At 54.5% G+C, this 21,784-nt stretch carries 19 protein-coding genes, 1 tRNA gene and 1 pseudogene; 10 read left to right on the forward strand and 11 right to left on the reverse strand.

Going from position 1 to position 21,784, the window contains the following annotated elements; translation table 11 throughout:
- Window positions 1–402: 402 nt before the first annotated feature.
- The 4 genes from AC2FLJ_RS17160 to AC2FLJ_RS17175 all read right to left on the reverse strand — a co-directional run bounded on the left by AC2FLJ_RS17160 (window position 403) and on the right by AC2FLJ_RS17175 (window position 3,166).
- Window positions 403–729, reverse strand: coding sequence for a hypothetical protein (locus AC2FLJ_RS17160; RefSeq protein ID WP_496706887.1), 327 nt, complete (start codon window positions 727–729; stop codon window positions 403–405).
- Between the two features lie 2 nt (window positions 730–731).
- Window positions 732–1,376, reverse strand: a complete 645-nt coding sequence (locus AC2FLJ_RS17165; RefSeq protein WP_496706889.1) for a hypothetical protein — start codon at window positions 1,374–1,376, stop codon at window positions 732–734.
- Window positions 1,377–1,801: 425 nt separating this feature from the next.
- Window positions 1,802–2,575, reverse strand: a complete 774-nt coding sequence (locus tag AC2FLJ_RS17170) for a hypothetical protein (protein WP_496706891.1) — start codon at window positions 2,573–2,575, stop codon at window positions 1,802–1,804.
- Window positions 2,576–2,653: 78 nt separating this feature from the next.
- Window positions 2,654–3,166, reverse strand: a complete 513-nt coding sequence (locus tag AC2FLJ_RS17175; RefSeq protein WP_496706892.1) for a DUF805 domain-containing protein — start codon at window positions 3,164–3,166, stop codon at window positions 2,654–2,656.
- A gap of 206 nt (window positions 3,167–3,372) precedes the next feature.
- Here AC2FLJ_RS17175 and AC2FLJ_RS17180 point away from each other — a divergent pair, with 206 nt between their 5' ends.
- The 6 genes from AC2FLJ_RS17180 to AC2FLJ_RS17205 all read left to right on the forward strand — a co-directional run bounded on the left by AC2FLJ_RS17180 (window position 3,373) and on the right by AC2FLJ_RS17205 (window position 10,646).
- On the forward strand, window positions 3,373–4,140 hold the full coding sequence (locus tag AC2FLJ_RS17180) for a DUF1835 domain-containing protein (protein ID WP_496706893.1): 768 nt from the start codon (window positions 3,373–3,375) through the stop codon (window positions 4,138–4,140).
- 90 nt (window positions 4,141–4,230) lie between these two features.
- The gene (locus AC2FLJ_RS17185; protein ID WP_496706894.1) at window positions 4,231–4,695 is read left to right on the forward strand and encodes a SecDF P1 head subdomain-containing protein; all 465 of its coding nucleotides are present in this window, start codon (window positions 4,231–4,233) and stop codon (window positions 4,693–4,695) included.
- Between the two features lie 65 nt (window positions 4,696–4,760).
- Window positions 4,761–4,961, forward strand: a complete 201-nt coding sequence (locus AC2FLJ_RS17190; protein WP_496706895.1) for a DUF3955 domain-containing protein — start codon at window positions 4,761–4,763, stop codon at window positions 4,959–4,961.
- Window positions 4,962–5,174: 213 nt separating this feature from the next.
- On the forward strand, window positions 5,175–6,428 hold the full coding sequence (locus AC2FLJ_RS17195) for a serine hydrolase domain-containing protein (protein ID WP_496706897.1): 1,254 nt from the start codon (window positions 5,175–5,177) through the stop codon (window positions 6,426–6,428).
- Window positions 6,429–6,653: 225 nt separating this feature from the next.
- Window positions 6,654–7,406: a hypothetical protein gene (locus AC2FLJ_RS17200; protein ID WP_496706898.1), complete on the forward strand. Its 753-nt coding sequence runs from the start codon at window positions 6,654–6,656 to the stop codon at window positions 7,404–7,406.
- A 228-nt stretch (window positions 7,407–7,634) separates the two neighbouring features.
- Window positions 7,635–10,646, forward strand: coding sequence for an autotransporter family protein (locus tag AC2FLJ_RS17205; RefSeq protein WP_496706899.1), 3,012 nt, complete (start codon window positions 7,635–7,637; stop codon window positions 10,644–10,646).
- A gap of 390 nt (window positions 10,647–11,036) precedes the next feature.
- On the opposite strand, the gene AC2FLJ_RS17210 is transcribed toward AC2FLJ_RS17205, so the two are convergent.
- The 4 genes from AC2FLJ_RS17210 to AC2FLJ_RS17225 all read right to left on the reverse strand — a co-directional run bounded on the left by AC2FLJ_RS17210 (window position 11,037) and on the right by AC2FLJ_RS17225 (window position 14,146).
- Window positions 11,037–12,590 carry a relaxase family protein gene (locus AC2FLJ_RS17210; RefSeq protein ID WP_496706901.1) on the reverse strand — a complete coding sequence of 518 codons (1,554 nt, stop codon included), beginning with the start codon at window positions 12,588–12,590 and terminating at the stop codon, window positions 11,037–11,039.
- Entirely contained in the window at window positions 12,587–13,060 is a 474-nt protein-coding gene (locus AC2FLJ_RS17215) for a plasmid mobilization protein (protein WP_496706903.1), read from the reverse strand. The genes AC2FLJ_RS17210 and AC2FLJ_RS17215 overlap by 4 nt, the downstream gene beginning before the upstream one ends.
- Entirely contained in the window at window positions 13,057–13,914 is an 858-nt protein-coding gene (locus tag AC2FLJ_RS17220; RefSeq protein WP_496706905.1) for a hypothetical protein, read from the reverse strand. The genes AC2FLJ_RS17215 and AC2FLJ_RS17220 overlap by 4 nt, the downstream gene beginning before the upstream one ends.
- Window positions 13,915–14,069: 155 nt before the next feature.
- A tRNA-Arg gene (locus AC2FLJ_RS17225) sits at window positions 14,070–14,146 on the reverse strand.
- A gap of 114 nt (window positions 14,147–14,260) precedes the next feature.
- Between AC2FLJ_RS17225 and AC2FLJ_RS17230 the strand changes: the two genes are divergently transcribed.
- Both AC2FLJ_RS17230 and AC2FLJ_RS17235 read left to right on the forward strand, forming a co-directional pair.
- Complete coding sequence (locus AC2FLJ_RS17230) at window positions 14,261–15,286, forward strand: LacI family DNA-binding transcriptional regulator (RefSeq protein ID WP_108860587.1); 1,026 nt, start codon at window positions 14,261–14,263, stop codon at window positions 15,284–15,286.
- A 4-nt stretch (window positions 15,287–15,290) separates the two neighbouring features.
- On the forward strand, window positions 15,291–16,505 hold the full coding sequence (locus AC2FLJ_RS17235) for a winged helix-turn-helix domain-containing protein (protein ID WP_496706906.1): 1,215 nt from the start codon (window positions 15,291–15,293) through the stop codon (window positions 16,503–16,505).
- A 10-nt stretch (window positions 16,506–16,515) separates the two neighbouring features.
- On the opposite strand, the pseudogene AC2FLJ_RS17240 reads toward AC2FLJ_RS17235, so the two are convergent.
- Window positions 16,516–17,205, reverse strand: a pseudogene (locus tag AC2FLJ_RS17240) (fumarylacetoacetate hydrolase family protein).
- Window positions 17,206–17,693: 488 nt separating this feature from the next.
- Window positions 17,694–18,128 carry a homoprotocatechuate degradation operon regulator HpaR gene (hpaR, locus tag AC2FLJ_RS17245; protein ID WP_058275072.1) on the reverse strand — a complete coding sequence of 145 codons (435 nt, stop codon included), beginning with the start codon at window positions 18,126–18,128 and terminating at the stop codon, window positions 17,694–17,696.
- Between the two features lie 240 nt (window positions 18,129–18,368).
- Here hpaR and AC2FLJ_RS17250 point away from each other — a divergent pair, with 240 nt between their 5' ends.
- On the forward strand, window positions 18,369–19,781 hold the full coding sequence (locus AC2FLJ_RS17250; protein WP_496706908.1) for a pyridoxal phosphate-dependent decarboxylase family protein: 1,413 nt from the start codon (window positions 18,369–18,371) through the stop codon (window positions 19,779–19,781).
- Window positions 19,782–19,796: 15 nt separating this feature from the next.
- Window positions 19,797–20,567, forward strand: a complete 771-nt coding sequence (locus AC2FLJ_RS17255; protein ID WP_496706909.1) for an HpcH/HpaI aldolase family protein — start codon at window positions 19,797–19,799, stop codon at window positions 20,565–20,567.
- 4 nt (window positions 20,568–20,571) lie between these two features.
- On the opposite strand, the gene AC2FLJ_RS17260 is transcribed toward AC2FLJ_RS17255, so the two are convergent.
- Window positions 20,572–21,714, reverse strand: a complete 1,143-nt coding sequence (locus tag AC2FLJ_RS17260; protein ID WP_496706911.1) for a DUF3095 domain-containing protein — start codon at window positions 21,712–21,714, stop codon at window positions 20,572–20,574.
- Between the last annotated feature and the right edge of the window lie 70 nt (window positions 21,715–21,784).

A 21,784-nucleotide genomic window follows, 5' to 3' on the forward strand; every position in this document is an offset into this window, starting at 1 on the left:
TTTGACAGAGTTCATAAGGTCGTGAATGGGCCTATGGCGACAGAAGGCACGGTTTTGCGAATGACCGTTTTGTCCGCTCTCCGGTCCTTCAGGTATCGCGCAGCTAAGGTCCGGTATGAGCCCATTTTACCAATTTTCTGTGATGCAGCTAAAGTCCGCTTTCGGGATACGGTCAAAATTGCCGGGGAAATCACGGCCCCTAGCCGACATTACCGCCCCTCGGCAATGCGGCGGTGCGGCTCGCGGAAGGAGACGTTCGTGCACGGCGCAGCATTTCATTGGTGTAATCGTCGGTCAGTGGACTTTTCGAACTTTCGGCTCAAGTTTGCGGCGTCTTGAGTGGACAATAGAAGTTGGCCAGTCGCGCAATAGGACGGGGTTATTGGTCTGAGGCAGAGAGGCTTAGCGGTAGGGAATGCTGAAAAGTGTGAAGCTGTTTGTCTGTGTGACCATCTGTGCGCCCGTTTCGGCCATGAGGCTTTCCATAGAGGCGCTGCCGGTGGGGCACGCCACGAGATCGGCCGCATCATCCAGGAAGTCCGCTGTGAATGCACTTTCGCCGACAAGCTTGCAGTCATCTGCTGGCCCACGGTGGCCGCGGACGAAAACAAGGTCCGGATCAGGTTCGCTGATCGCGATTTCCGGTGCCGTTTCTATACACCCTGCCAAGCTGAGTGCCGCGGGAAGTATCCATAACCCGCAAATGATTTGCTTGCATCCGTTGAACATTTCTACTCCCACTCTGCTTCAGCGCTGCGCCAGGTTTTTTCCTCGGGGTCCCATACGCTTGCGACAAAACACTGCGTGGGGCCGATCCCATTGCATTGTGACCCGTGTACCTCTGCAACAAGCACCCGACTTGGGCCGATGGTCACCATTTCCCATCCCTGATTTAGAAGCGTGGCAACATTATCTTCGATGAGAAAATGGGACATGCACCCTCCCGTCCCACAATAGAGCGATGCAGCGCTTGAACATGCAAACCCAAAATCATTTAAGACCCAGTCGCTACGCAAGTCTCCGTTTAGATCGATCCTCTGTACACTTCCCCATTCCAGTGCAAATTCGCCGTTGTTTACTTCGGCGCACGCCATCTTAGCTTCATCGACTATTCGTTGAAGGGCTGGAGGCAATCTAGAGACATCTTGTGACCAAGCCGGCGTGGAAAAAGTCAGCGCGCTTATGAATAGAGCTTTTACCCAAGAAAATGGCCAGTTGCGCTGTTTGTAGCCAGAGACAAAAAACCATGAGATCATTGCACTTCCCTTACCTTTGCCCTCAGTCGCACCGTGGTATTTGCCCAAAGGTCTTTGCTGTTTCAATGTGTTTGTTGAAACAAACTCTGCAGCCCACAAGGTGTTTCGGGTCACGCCCACCGACGTGACCCTTTTCCTTAAGCGCTGCCCTCGTTTGTCAAAGACGTGATACCGGTGGTCGTTCCGTCGCTATAGGCAATGCACTCCCAGGGTGCTGCATCTGGGCCAACACCAACTGTAACCAAAGTTCCCGCTTCAGAAAACTCAGATGACAAAAGTCGCACTTGGCTATTGCCGGTCGACTGTGCAACCGCATTTAGACAAGCCTGGTCTGCCGGAGTAGGCGATGACGTCATAGAGCCAGTATCTTCCACGCATGCTGACAAAAAAGTGCCGAATATCACGCAGGAAGCCAGTTTAAATGTTGTGTTCATGTCTGTTACCTTTCTGGGTTTAATGAAGTCATTTTAGTAGAATGAATTAAAGGCGCGGCAAAAGAAATGAGACTGGCCAAACTTGAGCCCGGAAGACACCGAGCCCCTAAGTCAATTGCACTGGTTGTATTGGTAGTCTCCGTATTCGAGCCAGTTCTTGTTGCCATCTTTGAAGATGAGGAACTCAGACCGGTCCTCTCCCAACAACGCGACCACAAAACCTTGTGGCGGCTGTGCATTGCCAAAGTAGCTATAGGCCGTCATTGCACGCGTGGTGTCGCCGTTGACTGTCACGATAGCGTCCCATTCGCCCTGTGCTTTATCAAGGATCAGGTACTCGATCTGGCGTTTTACTTGGCCACCGCCGCAGTACACCACCCCCTCTGGGGCCTCCATGGTGTTGTTGCCTGCTTGGGGTGCAGAACCGCAAGAGGACCGCAGTGATCGAATAGCCTTGCCCGACCCTTTAAGGTCAAAAAGCCCATAGCTCACATCTTGATCCGCCATGGATAGATTGAGGACGGCGTTGGCTGCAATCTGATCCAGAATGAACTGGTAGTCAGCGGAGTCTTGGAACACAACTTCGACAGGATAGTTATCGACAATCCGCAGGGTGGCGTTCCCTTGACCCGCTTGGAAAGATCCGACTTCTGTCGAGCCATTTTTCATAAACCGAATTGAAAGGCTTTGCTTCCCGACGATATCTTCGCTGTCGGGATACCCGGCAGGTGCAAAGCGCAATCGGTCACATTGCAATTCCAGCGTCATGTCGCCGGTCTGAATAAACGCATTTGGGGTCTGGCCACCGCTAAATCCCCATTCAGCAAATGCAGGTGCAGCGGATATGCAAAACAGTAGACACCCAGAAAGGAAAGTGTTCTTCATTCTTAACTCCTAAAAATCCCCGATTTCTGGGGTGATAACCGTCATGCGGTGTAGAGGTAAAGGCGATTGATCACCCGCTTACGACTGTGCTCCATAAGCATTCGTGCCCTCTTGCGAAGGTCGAGAAAGCCACCAAATCATCAAGACCGAAAGGCCAAGTTGAATCGCGTACATGACCATCAAACCGGTTGCACCAAGAAAGGCTGCTGGTCCTCTCAAAGTCTCAGGGTCTTCAACGCCAGTTTCGAGCGCTGAAAAAACTGCAACCCCGGTCAGCAGCATGAACATCGTTGCGATACTGAAGGCCATTGGAAGGAGAAGATACCATCCAGGACGGCCTGTATCATGTAAACGACGCCATCCCGCAGCAAGCAAGGGTAGCAAGATCGCCAACTGGAAAACCGAATTCAGCAAGTTCGATCCCTGTCCTGTTTCCGGATCAGTGCCAAAAAGGACCGAACTGAGTACCGCCAACCCGACGCTGACCAGGACAACGAACAGAACAAACCACCAATACTCTGATCTCTGCGCGCGGCCCGAAAACACGACATACTTGGACAGGCAGGTCTTGACCGATTGCGTGAAACCCATTCTTAAACTCCTCGTTTTACTTTGGCAGCCCTATTTCTCACGTTATTAGAGTTACAATTAGGCTGTGGCGCGGCAAGCTTTTTGTTCAAATTAAAAATATTCAGACTGGGAAACCGCGCGGAAAGTGATTTACTTCAAGCAGCGTGTCCTCACGCCGGGACGTGTAGCCTGACAATCCAATCGTGTTTTAAAGTCAAAGGTAAACAATGATACAGCCCGCATACATACATCTGGTTTTGGGAGGAAGTGCGGGAGGGTGTCTGCGCGCGGCAGTTGCAACTTACGGCCTGACAGGGCACGTTCATGTGTTCGATGATGACCTGAGCCACGGGCCTTTGAACGACAAACAAGCGCGGGCGGCATATTTCGGAGCGCTTTTCCAAAACTATGGCCAGGTGCCTGAGGACCCGGTTCCTTCATTGGCCGATTTCGACAGCCTCTCAGTCCACTTGGCGCAGGATCTTGCGCCAGAAGTTTGCATTTGGGCCGGCGAGAATGCGTCGGAAAAGACCTTTCTCGGGATGGCTTGTTATAGTCTGCGCGATTTCAGAGGGCCGGTGATGCGCGTTGGCAAGACGGGTCTAAAGTCACTGCCCTATATTGGTCCGCAAACCCCGGCTTTACTGGCGAGCCTTTTTGATCAACGAGAAGCGGTAGACTCTATGACAAAAGCAGCGCTGTCTTCTGATTTTCTGCATCAGCGAGACAGCGGAGCGACACTGCGTAAATGGGAAGCAGGCAAGATCGCCGATGTTCCCGCGGATTACTATGACAGCCTGTTGTTGGCCTGTTGTTCAAAAGACTGGGTTTCTGCTGCACGTGTTGTCGGAACGGCGATGGGGCGTTGCGATGAAAACAACTTGTTGAATGATGTGTTTCTGTCCGGCAGGCTTCAGTACCTGATTGCTAAGGGGGCGGTTGAAGCATCCGGCCCTCAGGCAAGCTTGCGTGACTATGATGTGCGCCTTAGATAATGTTGCTGAACCTTGCCGCAATTCGCACCTCCAATGTGGCGAAGACTTATTGACTCTGGGGCAACTGAGAACCTTTTTGAGGGCCTGCGAATGACAAAGAATAATTTGATGATCGTCGCGGCGGCCATAGTGATTGGAGCTATGTCGTTCTGGGCTGGGCTCAATTTTCAGAAGGCACAATATAATGATGTGTGCCTTGATCTTGGCGGGGGGCAAAATCCCGGACAGCACCCTATTTGCGTCGTTGAACAGCAAAACGCAGCGCTTTGGCTGGGGCCGATCAGGGTCACTCAAAATGATGTTGTCGAACTAGAGATTCAACGCGGGGAGGATGGGCAGTCGCAGGTTCGACTTGAGTTGACACCTGAGATCGCAAGCCCTCTGGCTGCCTTCACAGAGCAATCTATTGGTAAGAATATGGACATTCGTATTGGTGGCCAATTGGTCAACTCTGTGCAAATCGCCGGTGCGATCCAGGGCACGAGCTTCATCTTGGCGTTGTCTAATGGACAGGCCGAAAAACTAAAATCACTACTCGATCGAAACACCAACTGATCGAAAGGTACCCCAATAGCGTAGCTGTCTCGTATCCAAAATTAATACAGATTGGAAAGTTCATCATGGATTCTAAACTTCGTATTTCAGGATTTATAGCTCTGGTTCTCGCCGGCTTGTCATGGTTGTCTGAGACAGCTTTTTATGGCGATGTAGATGCAAACGGTGTCCTGCAGGAGAGCTTTTTCCTTCCCCTGACTTTCATACTGGCTGCACTGGGATTGATTTTGATATTTGTTTCGCTTTTGGTTAAGCGGCGCAAATAGAATCTTCGTTGGTGTTCGACCGCCGACTTCGGGCCATCGTGACTTGGATGCCGACAAGCCAATCGTTCGCGCACGTGATTGTTGGATCTAAGGAGGCAAAAGCCGAGTTTTGTAACTCTCCTGCGAAAGCCGACTATGCGAGCATCGGCTTTGGTTGATATGCTTCCGGATAGGTCTGGGGCTTGATCTTGTTGCGAACGGAGGCCGCAAAGAATGTACATTCCACAGAATTCAGATGTAATTAAGAGTCTTTTTAGACGAGTTTGCCGATTTTTGGTTAGGCCATTTGGGGCGATCGCGCTGGCAACGACTTCATTGGTTGGATTGCCGGCTGTCGCTGCGGAATTCGGCACATGCGCGATAGAAACGAATGCGCCCGAAGCCGTCACAGAGGCCCTCGACGCACTGCTGTCTTCAGCGGTCGATTTGACTTCTCCCAATGGGTTGGCCTTTGGCACTGCACCCGGTGCCGTTCTCTCTGTGAGATCTACCGGTTGGCGTTATGCCAAGTCAGTGGGCCTAGCCGACCCGGATGCTTCGATTACCATTGACTGTCAAATGCCATTTCAAATTGGCAGCAACACGAAAATGATGACGGCAGCCGTGCTCCTCCAGTTGCAAGAAGAAGGGAAGCTATCGCTTGATGATCTGCTCTCAAGTCATCTGCCTGAAATTGCGCGGCAATTGCCGGAGGGCAATAGGATCACCTTGCGCCAACTCGCCCAGCACACCTCCGGTATCTTCAGCTATACAGACAACGCGCCCGACGGCACACCGGGCATCATGGAGGCCGGGTTGACTGATCCTGTCGCGCTTACAGCCGGTTTCAGTCCGCTAGAGCTTGTGCAGTTTGCGGTCGATCATGGCTCGCCGACCTTTGCACCCGGAACAGAAGATGCCTGGGCTTATAGCCATACGGGATACATCCTTATTGGACTCATTATTGAAAAAATCGAAGACAAACCACTCGCCGACATATTCGAAACTCGTATCTTTGCTCCGTTGGGCATGGGGGATACTTTCTTCTGGAACGACGTCCCGCTCCCCGAGTTTGGTTTGCCGCGAGCGTATCTCGAAGCTCCCTTTGACTATGAAACCTCGAAATGGAACATGTCCCAAGGTTGGGCTGCTGGCGCTGTAATTTCTACTATCGAGGACATGCACATCTTTATTGACGCGCTCGTAGGTGGTGAACTTTTCAACTCACCTCAAACACTGGCCGTGATGCAAGATACCTTGTGGGTTGGGAGTTTGACTGTGCCGCTTTACGGAATTGGACTTGTGGAAAAGACCACCGGTCTCTGGGGCCACGGCGGGCAAACACTGGGTTTCGAATCCGACATTGCGGCATTTCAGGACAGTGATGTATCCATCGTGGGATGGGCGTCGTCTTCTAGCAACATTATGGTTCTCGGCGCTGCGTCCGTAGCAGACGCTCTAAGTAAGTCAGATATTCAACCAAATTGAGAGCATCACACCTTCTAAATTGGACTGGCTTTAGGATTGAAATGGCCAAGCATTCACTTTGGGGACATTCGTGATAGCTGTCTAAATATTTTGCGCCCAAAGCGGCAGCAAGGCCAACCAAAACTCCGACGACAATGCATCATCAGATTCGGAAATGAGTGACTAATTTACCGGCGCTGTTTAGCATAATATCCGAGCTTTGGATGAAGATATGGAAGGTTTCACATGAAGTCTCTTCGACTACGACTGGCCGCCGGCATCGCGTTCTTTTTGGCGGCGGTTTGCGCAAACGCGTCAGGTCACCTCACTCTGGAGGGGGTGCAAGAAGGGCCCGGGGGCGAAATCGAGACGCTGACGGAAGGCCAGTTCTACATAGACGGTACTGCCTCCAGCGCCAGAGTGTTCACGTTCTCCAACGGAACTCGGTCTCTTCATTTTATTCCTATGATTCACCAAGCCGAGCCCGCGTTTTATGAGGCGGTGGCTGGCGAGGTGAAGCGTCTTAAAGCGCAGGGTAGCGACCTTTTCTATGAGTTCATCGACTTCGAAGCAGCGACCCTCGCAGACAAGCGTAGGATCAGGGCTATGTATGGTATCATTCCCACACCAGCATTTTATGCGCAGAATGCATCTGACGGCTTGATAGGGCAGGATAACGCGATGTTCTTGGGTTTTCCGGGTGGCAGAGACGTCAACGTCGATCTGACTCCGGCCGAGCTGGCAGACGCCTACGAGAATTTGGTTGGTCCGCTTGACATCAGTGACGAGAACCTCACCGTACCAATTGAGGAGTTCGTCATGCCAACTGCGGATGTCACGCAACTTACCAATGTCACAATCGATCAGAGAAACTGGCACTTAGCGAGGGCGATCAATGAAGCACAGAGTAGTGTCATAGTGCTTTACGGCGCGGCCCATGGCACGGGAACAATGAAAAATTTGATCGCTCTCGATCCAAGCTGGCGTCGCGAGAACTGAAAAAGTGACAGAACAACGGATTGGATGGTGTCATTTTTCAATTGACGGAGCCTAATAGTTGACGGAGCCTAATAGCTGAAAAAGCTGTGTAAGGTTGCAGCGGTTAATCCAAAAATGAATCGGTTTCGCAATTTTGTTGACCGGAAATAGGCAGCGTTATGACTCTGTGAATGTATACGATGTTATTTTGGAAATGTTTAAATCAAGTTGGGCGCAAAGGAACTTCAAATGGCTAGTAAACTCAGAACAGGTCTTTTGACCTCTTGCGCGCTTGCAACCATTCAACTCGTGGGCGCTTCAACGGCGTCGGCGCAGGGCTACTGCTCTGTCGCTTCCGAGCCAGGCTTGAGTTTGGGCTGCGCACGAACGCTTGTTGATGCAAGTCTTTTATTGGGGTTAAACCCCGCGAACCGCTTGATCAATCCAATAATTGGATCGCATGATGGGCTGGTTTTTGATTCCGACTGGATTGCAAATTCTGCGCGTGGGGGGCATCTGAGGTTTGCCGGCAACGTAAGTTTTACAAGGGGGCTTAATAGCAGTTGGGCGAATACCTATTTCGGCTCTGCGCGAACTGACGGCGGGAAAACAGCCTTAGAAATCACCGCGTATGATATACCAACAGAAAATACCGTCCCAAGCAATACAGTCGTTGAGTTGGAGTTTGACCGGCTTACCCTTGAAAATACTGCTGTAACGCTGAGAGATGGCGCAAGCGATGATGGAGCACACACGGGTCAAATTAGTTACCTGCTGATAGGGGATGGATCCGTTGGGCGCGGCGGCGTTTTGGCGCTGCGCAATGCCTCGCTGACGTTTGAGGACAGCACAGACTTGTTCATGGCAGCACCGCGTGGCGGCACGCCTGTCATTCGCGCTGAAACAGGCGACAACCTCCTCCAACTTGGCAATCAGTCAACGAACTTGAACCGTTTGTCGGTGGTGGTCGACGATGGCGCGAATCTAACATTCGATGGAACGGCAATCACGCCGCGCACCGAAGGGAATCTGACAGTTGGCTCAGGGGCAAACCTGGTAGTCGAAAAAAACTCCGTTTTAGGGCTGCTCAGTAACGTGGGCTCCGGCTTGCCACAGTCCACGGTGAATGGCGGCAATGTTACGGTGGATGGCTTGTCCTCCGAACTTCGCCTAACGGCACCCGTTTTCAACAACAGTACGGTTTCACTTGAAAATGGCGGTACACTGCGCATCGAGCAACGCAATGGCGTACGCAGCACCCTATCGTTTAGCGGCGACAGTACTTTGAACTTTGGAAGTGCGGAAGCGGCTGTATTGGGAGCCTCTGCCAACCCGCAAGCCGTGTTATTGGAAGTTGGCGCTGGCACGACGACAATAACCTCGACCGGTGCGAATAACCTGGGGCGCGGCCTGCAAGTCGACCAGGTATGGATTGACGGCGGCACTTTGGACACAACCGGCTATACGGTAAGAACAGACGTACCCGACGCATGGCTTGACCTCAGAGTTCAGAACGGTGGTACGTTTTACGACCGTTTCCAATTCTACAACAACCTCGACAGACTGATCGTTGACTCCGGTACACTGCGAACGCGTTCCAGTTTTGGCGACTTTGGGGTCGCCGATGGCATTGACGTTGCGCGATTTACGAACAGCACAATCGATCTGGTCTCAGCATCGCCGTTGGGCGCAGGAAGCGGCGGCGTGTCACCTGGATTGCAATCGGTGGTGTTGAATGCACAAAACCTTGAATTTGCAGGCACCAACCAAGTTTTGGTTGGCATCAGCCCTGCCGGAGAATGCATTGGCGGCGTTTGCGTCCCGGGAGTCATCACTTACGCTGGGGAGCTTGTTGCCAATGTTGGTGGATCGCCTACCTCACAACTGACAGGCTTCGATACAGTTTTTTTCATTCCTTTTGCCACTGATCCGACGGCAGTTTCCGCAGACTACATCACAGGGGGAAACAGCGGTATTTACACTGTTGCGAGGGCGGACAATAATCCGGACCTGACGTCCAATGTACAAGGTTTTGACGCGGCCCCGATGGCAGCAACGGCCACACAGCTTAGTGCCGCTGGCTCTGATCTGCCTGCAAATCTTGTCTATACCATTGTGAACAATCCGGTGGCTGATGACCGTGTGGACATTTCTTTTGTGGATATTGGTTTGCTGAATCACCCATTGATTGCCACGGGCACGACCAACACGATGAATTACGGAAATCTGGTTGTGAACAGCAACAAGACCTTGACGCATGCGGATCTACAGCAAGTTGAAACGCTTCACCCTGAAATCTACGCATCTTACATAACCGTGGCGTTGGAGCACAGCGACTTACGTCGTAATATGGTTTTGTCGAATGCCCGAGGAACGGGTGTAGCCGATGGACGAACCGAAGGCTTCACGGATGACGGTCGGCGCTTTTGGATTGATGCGGCAATTTCCGAGGGTACTGTGGATTCAGACGGTAATCTTGCTGGTTTCGGTTACAATCTGGGAGAAATTATTTTGGGCTCTGACCTGTGGAGTTCTGCGGAAGGGCGGATCGGCGCATATGTTGGCTATGGCACGTATTCTTTGGATGAACATACGTCCGCCTTTGCGTCGGATCTTTCATCCACCGCATTTCACCTCGGTGCATACGGTGCCTACGATGTTGACGACTGGTCGCTAACAGGGATGGCCGGTATGTCTTGGGCACAGACGGATGGCACACGCACAGCCATCACTGGGAGTGGCGCAAATACGCACAATGCAGATTATAGCAGCCGCACAATCGAAGCCGCCGTTCGTGCCGAATACAATGGTTGGCAACCATTAGGAGCATTTAGTTTCGCACCTGAATTTGGATTGGGCTATGCCCATTATAGTCAGGATGGTTTCACTGAAACTGGTGATGCATCTACAGCTCTAAAGGTTTACGATACTTCTGCAGAAAGCCTCGTCGCAAGTGTCGGGTTGAATTTTTCCGGGCCGGAGTTTGGCGGCGGACTTATCCCAATCGGATTTGCGCGCTACGAGCACGATTTCCTCGCTTCCTCACAAAGAACGCATGGTATCAACGCCGGCTTTGCCTCCACACCCGGAGTTTCCCAATCGTTCGTTGGCACACATCGCGGGCCGGATTCACTGTCCGTTGGCCTTGGTCTTCGGGCCGCACCCGGTAGTGCGTGGGACGTATCCGCCGGCCTTGTATACACAATCAACACTTATGGTGAAGAGTTCGGTGGAGGAATTAAGGTTAGCTGGAATTTTTAGGCAATATGGGATGCAGCTAACGTCGCCAATTTTACACAGCCACTTGAGCCTTAGCTAACACGTTTCACCGTGCCCAATTAGGCCAATTCACACGTTTCCCTAAGGCGCGAACACTCCAATTCGGACTTTGGTGCGTTCCGCAGCGTAGGTCTCCTTTTCGCCCACGGTGCTTTTTTCTGCAGGCGCAGTATTTCGAAAGCAGCCATTGACCTCGGCGATTTCTAGGTCGGTTTTGTCCGCAACACGGTCGTACAACCCCGAGGGCCTGAATGGCTGGTTTTCCCGCATGTGCATCCATGGAGTACATTGCAGGCATGTCGCTGAATGCTGCAGAACGCGTTTAGGAATGCCGCTACAGATCTCCTAAACGCGCTAACACTTGCAGTAAGATTAAAGCGAGTGACCGCTACGGTGATTAATGCGGGCATCTAGCTCTCGTTCAGCCGCTTCTCGGCGTCTTTCGCTAGTTTCCAGCTGGTCTGTAATCCCACCTGAAGCGTGTCGTAATTCTGCTCCTCGCGCAGCAAGTCGGCCAATGTGGTGACGGACGTGAGATGTGATTTCATCAATAGCGCCACGCAATGCGCCAATCCATTCACCTTGCTTTCGATCCTGCTGGTCGAGCGTTTCTCCAAGGCGTGCAATTCCTTGGCTGAGCTCTCGCAGGCCGTCACCAACCGTTCGACGGATGTGAGCAATTCGCGTTCCAATGCTGTCAGGGTCTTTGTCATCTAAGGTTCCTTGATCTTGATGCAGATGATCGGCGTCCCCGCGATCGTGCAGGTTTTTAAATCGGTCCGGCTCTGGTCCAGCGCCACCCATGTCTGCCCGGCCTGCTCGATCCGTGTCAGGCCAAGTTCCGTCATCTCCGAATGCGAGATCAAACCCGTCCAAAACCAACTCGTGATCAGTACCGTCACGATCCAGACTGAGGCCATCGCCACGATCACCCAGGGGGAGATCGTCAACCAGCGGCGGATCGTCTCGCTCCGCCTCTCCAACTCGCTCTTGCTGTCGCTGAGAAAGAACCTGATATCGGTCTCGATTGTATGCAGCGCGCTGGTCGCAATGCTGCTGAAATCGCTCCTGAAGCTCTCCAGCTGAGACTCCATCAAGGCGGCGTGGTCGCGCCGAATCGTCTCCAGGTCCGCGTTCAATTTCTCGGCGAGGCGATTCGGCTTGCCAGTCGTCATGGAAAATCTCTCCTTTCAAACGCCAGCGCTCACCGGTGTCGGGGTCTTTGGCGGTGATGTAGTTTTTGCTGGTGCGGGGGATCTCGAAGCCCGCATCGGCCAAAGCATCGATCATGCTGGCGCGATCCGTGATAATGCCGACGCTGATCTGATCGAGGATCCAATCGTGCAGCGCTTCGCGACCCTGCGCGCGCGTCGGTGCTTCACTCGTTGCCCTCACTTCGCGGGCGCGTTCTGGGTCCAAAGGGTCTGCCCAACCGAGCCTCTTGTTCAAAAGATCGCGCAGGCTGGAAAATGCGTTCTCATGCCCTGGCGGCGCGATGTTCAGTGCCTTGCCGGTGCTGAGCTCAAGGCGTGGCGTGCAGAAGTGCAGCTCGATGTTGCCTTCATGCGAGTGGCGCACCCAAAGGCAATCATATTGATCCCTGTCCAGTCCAGCAAAGGCCAGAGCCTCAAATAGCTCAATGGCCTCTTGCTGGGCGTCGGGACTGGGATCATCGCTATCGGCAAAGCTGATCACGCCTGCCGTGTAGCTCCACCTGTTGGGGCTCGCGTCGATCAGGTCGCGGGTTTGGTCGGGGTTGCCGTGCAGCACCTCGGGCAGCGGGTCGCGGAGCTTGGTTTGCGGCTGGCCGTTGTCGTCGCGGATCAGATTGCGGTTCTCGTCATAGGCCAGAACTTCACGCGCTGTCAGGTAGTCTACGGGGGCCGCACCGCCGCCTGTGCCGGTAGAGAAGAATGAGATGATCATACGCAGTTACCGCCTGTGTGTGCCGCCACGATCTGCGCCAACTGCCGTTCGATGGCCACCAGCTGCGTCGCGACCTTAAGCGTGTCGATCTGGCTCGCGCGACCAGATTTGACCGCGCCGTTGATCCAGCGTGACAGTTGATTGAGGTTGCCGCCGACACGGGCAATCGCAAAGGTCAACTTCGGATCAACGCGAGGGACGAGCTTGCGACGACGTGCCTCGACCAGCCCCAAGGCCTCTCGCATCAGCGTGGCATTGGGCAGGCCAGCGGCGCGCGCTTTGGCCACAAGCGCTGCCTTTTCCGACGGGGTGCATCGAAAGATCACGCTCTCGGAAAGGCCCTCTTTGACGTTGCTTGCGCGCGTCTGGTTGGGGTTTGAAGGGGAGGCTTGCCGCCCCTCACAAGTCCCGCCGATGTAATCGGTGGGTAACCTTGCTCTCTGCTCTTTGTGGGGATCGGTCGCACTCATGCTCTGAGCCCCGCCGCTTCGATTTCAGCAGGGCTGACAAGCTTTGCAGCCAGCAAGGCTGTCACTTGGCCGGGTGTGATGTGGCGGCACAGTGGATGGCGGTCCGTGACCCAGTCGGCCAAGCCTTTCAGCAATTCCACCTCTTTTGCCTTGCCCGCTTCCCGCGCCTCCTCAACGTCGTGAAGGTATTTCAACCAACGGCCAGTGCTGAACCAATTGTCGGAGAAGCACACCTTGGATCGAGTGAATCCTTCGCTCTCGCTCGCATATGCCCGCACGGCGTCCTCGAGGTCTTTCGCGTCCACACCGTCGGCCAGGGCTTGGCGGATCTGCGAAAGGCAAACCGCTTTGCCGCGAATGCGATCCTCCGGATAGGCCGACAAAATCCTTTCAGAAACCTCATCCTCAACCGCCGCCTTCGCGTGCGAAGGATTTGGTTTTTGATATGGTTTATATCTGTTCTCATAGGATTTGCCCTCTGGGGCAGATGGCTTGCCCTCAGGGGCAAATGCATCAATTTCCCTTTCGGTCGGATCCATTTGCCCATTTGGGAAAATGGAGTTGCCTAGGGCATACCAGCAGGTCCGATCATAACGATCATCGCTGAAATTGCCCTTGATTAGCAGCTCTGCGCTGACCAGCTTTTCGAGCGCTGTTCGGATCTGCTTTTCGCTCAGATAGGGGAACAACTCACCAAAGGCCGAGATCGAATTGTAAGTCCAATACCGCCCGTCTCGAAGGTTGCGGCGATTGGCTTGGTTCTTCTCGATCCAGAAGGTGATGTTTTGGAAAATCACCGCTGCATTGAGACCCACACGCCCGGCGATTTCGGGATCAAAGCTATGGCGGCTCATGATTGGCCACCGAAATACGCACAAACGCGCGAATTTTGTACAGGTTTTGTACGAGATTTCGGTCGTTTTCGGAGAATTCGGCAGAAAACGAAACGGGCGTTTCTGCAAGCTTCTGCAGAACCCCTTGCAAATAAGCCATATTTTTCAGGTGTTTTTGGCGACCCCGGCAGGATTCGAACCTGCAACCTGCCCCTTAGGAGGGGGCTGCTCTATCCAGTTGAGCCACGGGGCCGCGCGACGCTCTCTTTAGCCGGGTTTTTCAACCTTGTCATGACCTTTGCGCGACGGTTGTAAAACTTGCGCTGTTCACGCTACCATCGGGCAAAACAACATCGCAGGTGCCTCAGTGACAACAGAAACCAAACGCCCGCTTACCCTTCGTGATGTATCGGAAGCGTCCGGAGTGTCGGAAATGACGGTCAGTCGGGTTCTGCGCAACAGGGGCGATGTTTCGGACGCCACGCGCACCCGCGTCTTGGCCGCCGCGAAAGAGCTGGGGTATGTACCAAACAAAATCGCGGGCGCATTGGCATCTAGCCGGGTGAATTTGGTGGCGGTGATTATCCCCTCGCTGTCGAACATGGTCTTCCCCGAGGTTCTGACAGGTATCAATCAGGTGCTGGAAGACACCGAGTTGCAACCGGTTGTGGGCGTCACCGACTATATGCCGGAAAAAGAAGAAAAAGTGCTGTACGAGATGCTCTCGTGGCGGCCGTCCGGAGTGATCATTGCTGGCCTCGAACACACCGAGGCCGCGCGCGCCATGTTGGATTCCGCGGGTATTCCAGTGGTCGAGATCATGGACACCGACGGCAAACCGGTCGACGCGATGGTTGGGATTTCCCATCGTCGTGCCGGGCGCGAAATGGCGCAGGCGATCCTGAAGGCCGGATATGAGCATATCGGGTTCATGGGCACCAAAATGCCGCTGGATCACCGGGCTCGCAAACGGTTCGAAGGCTTCACCGAAGTTCTGGGCAAACACGGGGTTGAGATCGAGGATCGCGAATTCTACTCTGGTGGATCGGCTCTGGCCAAAGGGCGTGAGATGACCCAGACCATGCTGGAACGGTCCCCCGATCTGGATTTCCTCTATTACTCCAATGACATGATCGGTGCAGGTGGGCTGCTGTATTTGCTGGATCAGGGTATTGATGTGCCGGGACAGATCGGCCTGGCCGGGTTCAATAACGTCGAGCTTTTGCAGGGTCTGCCGCGCAAGCTGGCCACAATGGACGCCTGCAGGTTGGAGATCGGACGCACAGCCGCAGAGATCATCGCGGCGCAATTGGCTGATCCCAATGCCGAGGTCGACACGCGTGTGACCCTGACCCCCAAGATCAGCTTTGGCGACACCCTAAAGCGGCGCTGAACGCGTGGCGCTGCAACGGCTGGACAACCGAACAGCTCGCGCGCTGTTCATGGATCGTCATGCATTGGCCGAGCCGCCATCGGGCGGCGCAAAAGGCGCGGAATTGCTGGACCTGATCCATCGTCTTGGCTTTGTGCAATTGGACAGCATCAACACGGTTGCGCGCGCCCATGACATGATCCTGTTTTCGCGGCGCCCATCCTATCGCGCAGGCAATCTCAAACGCTTGTACGAAAGCGACAAGGCGCTGTTTGAACACTGGACCCATGACGCCGCTGTCATTCCGATGGCGTTTTATCCGCACTGGCATTTGCGGTTTCAGCGCGATGCAGATCTGCTGAAGTCCCGATGGAAAAACTGGCGCCGCGACGGGTTCGAGCAGCGATTTGAAACCGTTCTGCAACATATCCGGGATCACGGGCCAGTATCCTCGTCCGATGTTGGCAAGGACGAGAAAAAGGGGTCCGGCGGCTGGTGGGACTGGCATCCGTCAAAAACGGCGCTGGAGTTTCTTTGGCGTTCGGGCGCACTGACGGTCATAGGGCGGCAAGGATTTCAAAAGCGCTATGATCTGACTGAGCGGGTGATCGAAACGCATCTTTGCCTGGGCAATATGCCCTGTGATGCCGAGGAGACGGTGGATTGGCTGTGCAACGCGGCGCTTGATCGGTTGGGGTTTGCAACCTCGGGCGAATTGGCTGCGTTTTGGGACACTGTCACGACAAGCGAGGCAAAATTCTGGTGTGAACAGGGTCTAATTCAGGGAAAATTGGAAGAGATTGAGGTGACCTGCGCGGACGGCAAGCTGCGCAAAGTGATCGCCCGACCAAACATTTCCGAGGATGCAGAGGTTGCACCCCGTCCCCCAGGCCGCATTCGGGTCCTTAGCCCATTTGATCCCATGCTGCGCGACCGTAACCGTGCCGAACGGTTGTTCGGCTTTCACTATCGCATCGAGGTTTTTGTACCTGCCCCAAAGCGCACTTACGGTTACTATGTGTTCCCGTTGCTTGAGGGCGACCGATTGATCGGGCGGATTGACATGAAAGCCAACCGGGATTGCGGGGCGCTGCAAATCAGCGCCTTATGGCCGGAACGATCCGTTCGCTGGTCCGATGCCAGAACCAAAAGGTTGCAGTCAGAGCTCGACCGAGTCCGACGATTTGCCGGGCTGGACAACGTGGAATTCGCCCGTGATTGGTTAAATGACCCTAAATAGGGTCTTTTTTTCAGATCAGACTCAGGCTGATAGACTGTAACCCGTCTATCCCGCCTTCCAGGAAATCGCCCGCCAACACCGGGCCAACTCCAGCCGGTGTACCAGTCAGGATCAGATCACCGGGCCGCAGGTGATAGTATCCGGACAAATGGCAGATGACCTCATCTATCTTCCAGATCAGTTCTTCCAGCGTCGCGTCCTGTCGCGTTTCCCCGTTCGCGTTATGATAAATGCGTTTATTGTCGTCCGGGGACCAATCTGCCCTGCGGGTCAAAGCGGCCAACACAGTGCCGTTTTCCAGATCCTTGCCCAAATGCCACGGGCGCTGTTTATTCCGTTCGCGGACTTGCAGGTCACGGCGCGTCATGTCCAACGAACAACCATAGCCATAAACCGCATCCAGCGCATCGGCACGCGTCGCACGGAAAACGGGTTTGCCGATCGCGACCGCCAGTTCCATCTCGTGGTGAAAATTCTCAGTTCCAGGCGGATAAGGCACGGTTGCACCCAACAGAACCGCGTTCGGAGCAGATTTTGCCAAGTAGAAAGACGCCTCACGATCGACCTCATTTCCCATTTCGGCCGCATGGGCCGCATAATTTCGGCCGACACAGAAAATGCGCCCCACGGGTTAGGTCGACAATTCACCCTCAACCGGGATCGAAATCGGGTCGGGTAAGGAAAACAAGCTGTCCGGTATCAAAGCCCCCTAACTGCAACTTGCAGCTTGTTTCTAAGTTGGCGGGACCAGTTGAACAAGCCATGCAGGTTCGCGCCAGGCATCATTATCACGCGAACTAGCCCCGTGGCTGGCTGTTCACAATTCAAAGTTTTGCCTTGGAAAGCCTTGGGTGCGCGCTACCTTTGGTTGTATCATGGATCACGCCACCATCGTTTTGACACTCATTCCCTGGCGATATCCGAAATCCACTCGTCGCTGATCAGGTGATTTGCCTGTAGGCGAGTGCAACTGAATCAGAGAGCGACGGCCAAAGACCTGTACCCCCACACGGTCTTTGCGTCCGGATGTCCGCTTATTTTCAGGTGGCTGTTTCTCTGAGGTGTGAGCCGGATAAATCCATCCGGCCGCGGGCCAGACACGCAGTCCAGTCAAAGTCTGGCCACCCCGCCGGAGGATACCCATACTTCTCTGGCGGGGACAAAAGCCTTTGCATGCGCGACGTGCGATCAGGTCTTCAGATCATGCAGATCGTTCAGCAGGTCCAGCAGCGCTTCGTGCCGATCCGGGCCTAGCTGGGTCTTGATCTCTTCAGCCAAACGTAGTGTCACCTGCATGTTGTCTTGGATGATCTTTTCGCCTTTGGCCGTGATATCGATGATCTGACGACGCTTATCCTCGGGATGGACCCGGCGCCGGATCAAATCCTTGGCTTCCAGTTTTTGCAGAATGCGCGTCAGACTGGGCAGCAAAAGGCACGATCGATCCGCTATATGCGTTGGCTCTTGAGGACCTTCTTCTTTCAGAACACGCAGAACGCGCCATTGCTGTTCCGTAACACCCGCATCAGCCAGCATATTTCGAATGGGCCCCATGACCCTTTCGCGCGCCCGCAGCAGTGCAATCGGCAATGAGCGGGACGTATTAGGCAGGTCTCTGGTCATAGTAGAATTTTTGCCCAAATTGGATCAAACCGCAACTGGCTAATAATTTCACTAATTATATCAAGTACTTGACCATGTATTATATGGCCCTTTTAGGCATATCGCAGCTTCGAGCGTCATCTCAAAATTAGTAAACAAAGCAATTAATATTGACGTTTTCTTCAGAATGACGATCACTGGACGCACAAAGAAACTAAGTCCCGGTCCGATCCCGGGGTTGGCAGAAATCTGAGGGTTGCGATGAAGTGGGATGAGTTTTCGGATTGGGGCAAACGAATTGCCGAGTGGACGCAGGATTACCACCTGACTGTAGGTGACAAACCCGTCCGCGCCCGGACTGAGCCGGGGGATATCCTCAATGCCCTGCCCGCGCTGCCACCCGAGCACGCACAGCCGCTGGAGGACGTTTTTCAGGATTTCGAACAGATCGTGATGCCGGGGATCACCCATTGGCAACATCCAAGGTTCTTTGCCTATTTCAATTCGAACGCCTCTGCCCCATCGGTCCTAGCCGAGTTTCTGGCCAGCGCCATCGCACCGCAATGTATGTTGTGGCAAACGTCACCGGCTGCGACCGAGATGGAAACACGGATGATGGACTGGTTGCGCCATGCGCTAGACCTGCCCGAGGGATTTGCTGGCGTTATTCAAGACTCCGCCTCGTCAGCGACATTGGCTGCCGTGCTAACGATGCGCGAGAAGGCGTTGAAGTGGAAGGGAAATCAACAGGGTCTGTTTGGTCAGAAACCCCTGCGCGTCTATTGCTCGGCCGAAGTGCACACCTCGGTCGATCGTGCCATTTGGGTTGCGGGGATCGGGCAAGACAATCTGGTGCGGATTCCGATCAAGGGAGATTGGCGCGGGATGGATCCCGCAGCATTGGAGGCAGCGATCCAGGCCGATTTAGACTCTGGTTTGCATCCGGCGGGCGTCATCCTTTGCGTTGGCGGTACAGGAACAGGTGCAACCGATCCCGTGGATGAATGTTTGAAAATTGCCCGGAAATACGGGCTTTATTCCCACGTAGATGCGGCCTGGGCCGGATCGGCCATGATCTGCCCGGAATACCGCCACTACTGGCCCGGCGTGGATCAGGCCGACAGCATCGTGTTCAACCCGCATAAATGGCTGGGTGTGCAGTTCGATTGCTGTGCGCATTTCCTGAAAGACCCCGATGATCTGGTGCAGACGCTGGCGATCAGCCCTGAATACCTCAAGACCCATGGCAAGGACGGTATCATCAACTATTCGGAATGGTCTGTGCCACTTGGCCGTCGGTTCCGGGCGCTCAAGCTATGGTTCGTGATCCGGGCATATGGGCTGGAAGGGTTGCGCCAACGCCTGCGCAATCACGTGAACTGGTCCGTAGCGCTGCATGATCGGCTGGCGGCCGAGGGGGATTTCCAAATCGTCACTCAGCCCATGTGGTCATTGTGGACGTTCCGCTATGCGCCGGAAGGTCATGCGGATCTGGACGACCTGAACCTGCGTTTGGTGAACGCCATCAATGACAACGGCCGCATCTATTTGACGCAAACCCGCGTGGATGGCGATCTGGTGATCCGTTTTCAGGCCGGTCAGTTCGAAACCACCGAAGACGATGTTCGAATGGCCTATGACGTCATAACCGAAATCGCCCGCTCGCTGACATAAACAGGAGGTCCGGCCATGCCAGTCCCAAAAAACAGCTTCAAACAGGCTCTAATACAGGGTGATCGGCAGATAGGCTGCTGGATGAGTTTTGCGGAATCCATCACTACCGAAATTATGGGCACCGCCGGATTCGACTGGCTGGTCATTGATGGTGAACACGCTCCGAACGATATCCGATCAATCCGTGATCAGCTTATGGCGTTGGCTGCCAGCTCCTCGCATCCGGTGGTGCGGGTTCCGGTTGGCGACACCGCTTTGATCAAGATGGTGCTGGATGCCGGGGCGCAAACCGTTCTGGTACCGATGGTTGAAACCGCCGATCAGGCGCGACAATTGGTTCGGGACTGCCGCTATCCCCCGACGGGTGTGCGTGGCGTTGGGGCCGGTGCGGCCCGGGCGACAATGTACGGCTCAATCCCCGAGTACATTCAATCTGCAGACGACCAGATCTGCCTTTTGGTTCAGGTGGAAAACCGCGCCGGGATGGCCGCGCTGGATGATATCCTGAAGGTCGAAGGCATCGAGGGAGTGTTTATCGGCCCTGCGGACCTGTCCACCGACATGGGGTTTCAGGGAAACAGCGCAGCACCCGAAGTGCGCGCTGTCATTGCGGACGCCATCACAAAGATCGAGGCCGCGGGCAAAGCGCCCGGCATTCTGGGCACCAATGACGAGGCCAGCCAAGCCTATTATGAAATGGGCGCACAGTTTCTTGCGGTCGGCATTGATGTGATGTTGCTGGCGCGGGCATCCCGGGCGCTGGCGGCGAAATGGAAGGCGAAATAGCGCGTCAGGCGTACATGGTGGCCGCGGCCTGCGCATAACCACCCGATGCCCCATCCACAAAGTGAACATGATCGTCGCGCGTCGCCGAGGGGACGATACAGGTCATCATTGCCTCGTCTTGCGCATGCAGCCCATAGCGGATCTTGCCCTGTCCGCGTGCCTGTTCAAGCATCATCCGGATTTGCGTCAACGTGGCAGCGTCACAATCCAGCGTCATTTTCAGCCCATCATCGAATTTACGGTAGTCGGCGTTGCGGCTGACCATGCGCTTGTAGTGACCGGGTTCGAAATTGCCCAACCGTTTGCCCGATGTGAACAACAGGGCAATCAAAAAGTTCTGGCCCAGCAATTTGATCCGCTGCAGCAACAAATTGTTCCCGGCTCGTGATACGCGGGCATCCAGGCCAACATCCGGCGGTGGCCAGCTGATCGGCGGGCCATCTTCTGGTACTGGATGACCCGAACGCTCCAACCCCTCCGAAGCTGACAGAACCGAGCGGGCCAAATCCGCAAAGTCACTCTCGGTCGCATTTGCTGTGGGCTGAACGACGACCGAGACGATTTGACCATTGCGTGCCTTGCTGTTGGACCACCGGCAGGACAAACCGGTTAGGTCGGGCTGTGCACCAGGTTTGGCAGGCGGCACCATAAAGGTACCAGCCTTCATCTGCGCCTCAGCCCAGGCCAACCCGCCACCCGAGAACATGGCGTAATCCACCCCATCAGACGGCGCATAACGCGCGACCCGCAGGTCCTTACCTGCCTTACGAATTTCGGCAACCGGAACCAACGCCGCGCGCAGCGAGATCGAGAATTCTTCTTCCGCCCAGCGCCTGAGGTCTGCCAATACCGCTTTTGCGGTGTCGATTTCACTTGCGGGCACGGCGAACCCTGCGCCGTCACCGCCAAAAACATATGGAAAATCCTTGCCGTGGAGCGCGTTGATCATGCCCGAGATCACCGCCGCGCCGACCATATTCACCGTCTTGTAGCGCCCTTTTGCAATCTCACCGGTGGAGTCGACGATATCTGCCACGCCCAACGCCCAATCGCCCGGAACAGCAGAGAAACGCGCCGGATCCACCAAACGGGTAAAGTCCCGCAACAGGGGAAGACTGTCATAGAACGCGGCCTGGGCGTCTTTCATTGGCACCTCGGATAATCGGTAAGGACAAGGATAGCCCGAATGTGATCACTGTCCGGCAAAATCAGTATAG

The sequence above is a fragment of the Ruegeria sp. CDSA034 genome, from assembly GCF_059612275.1.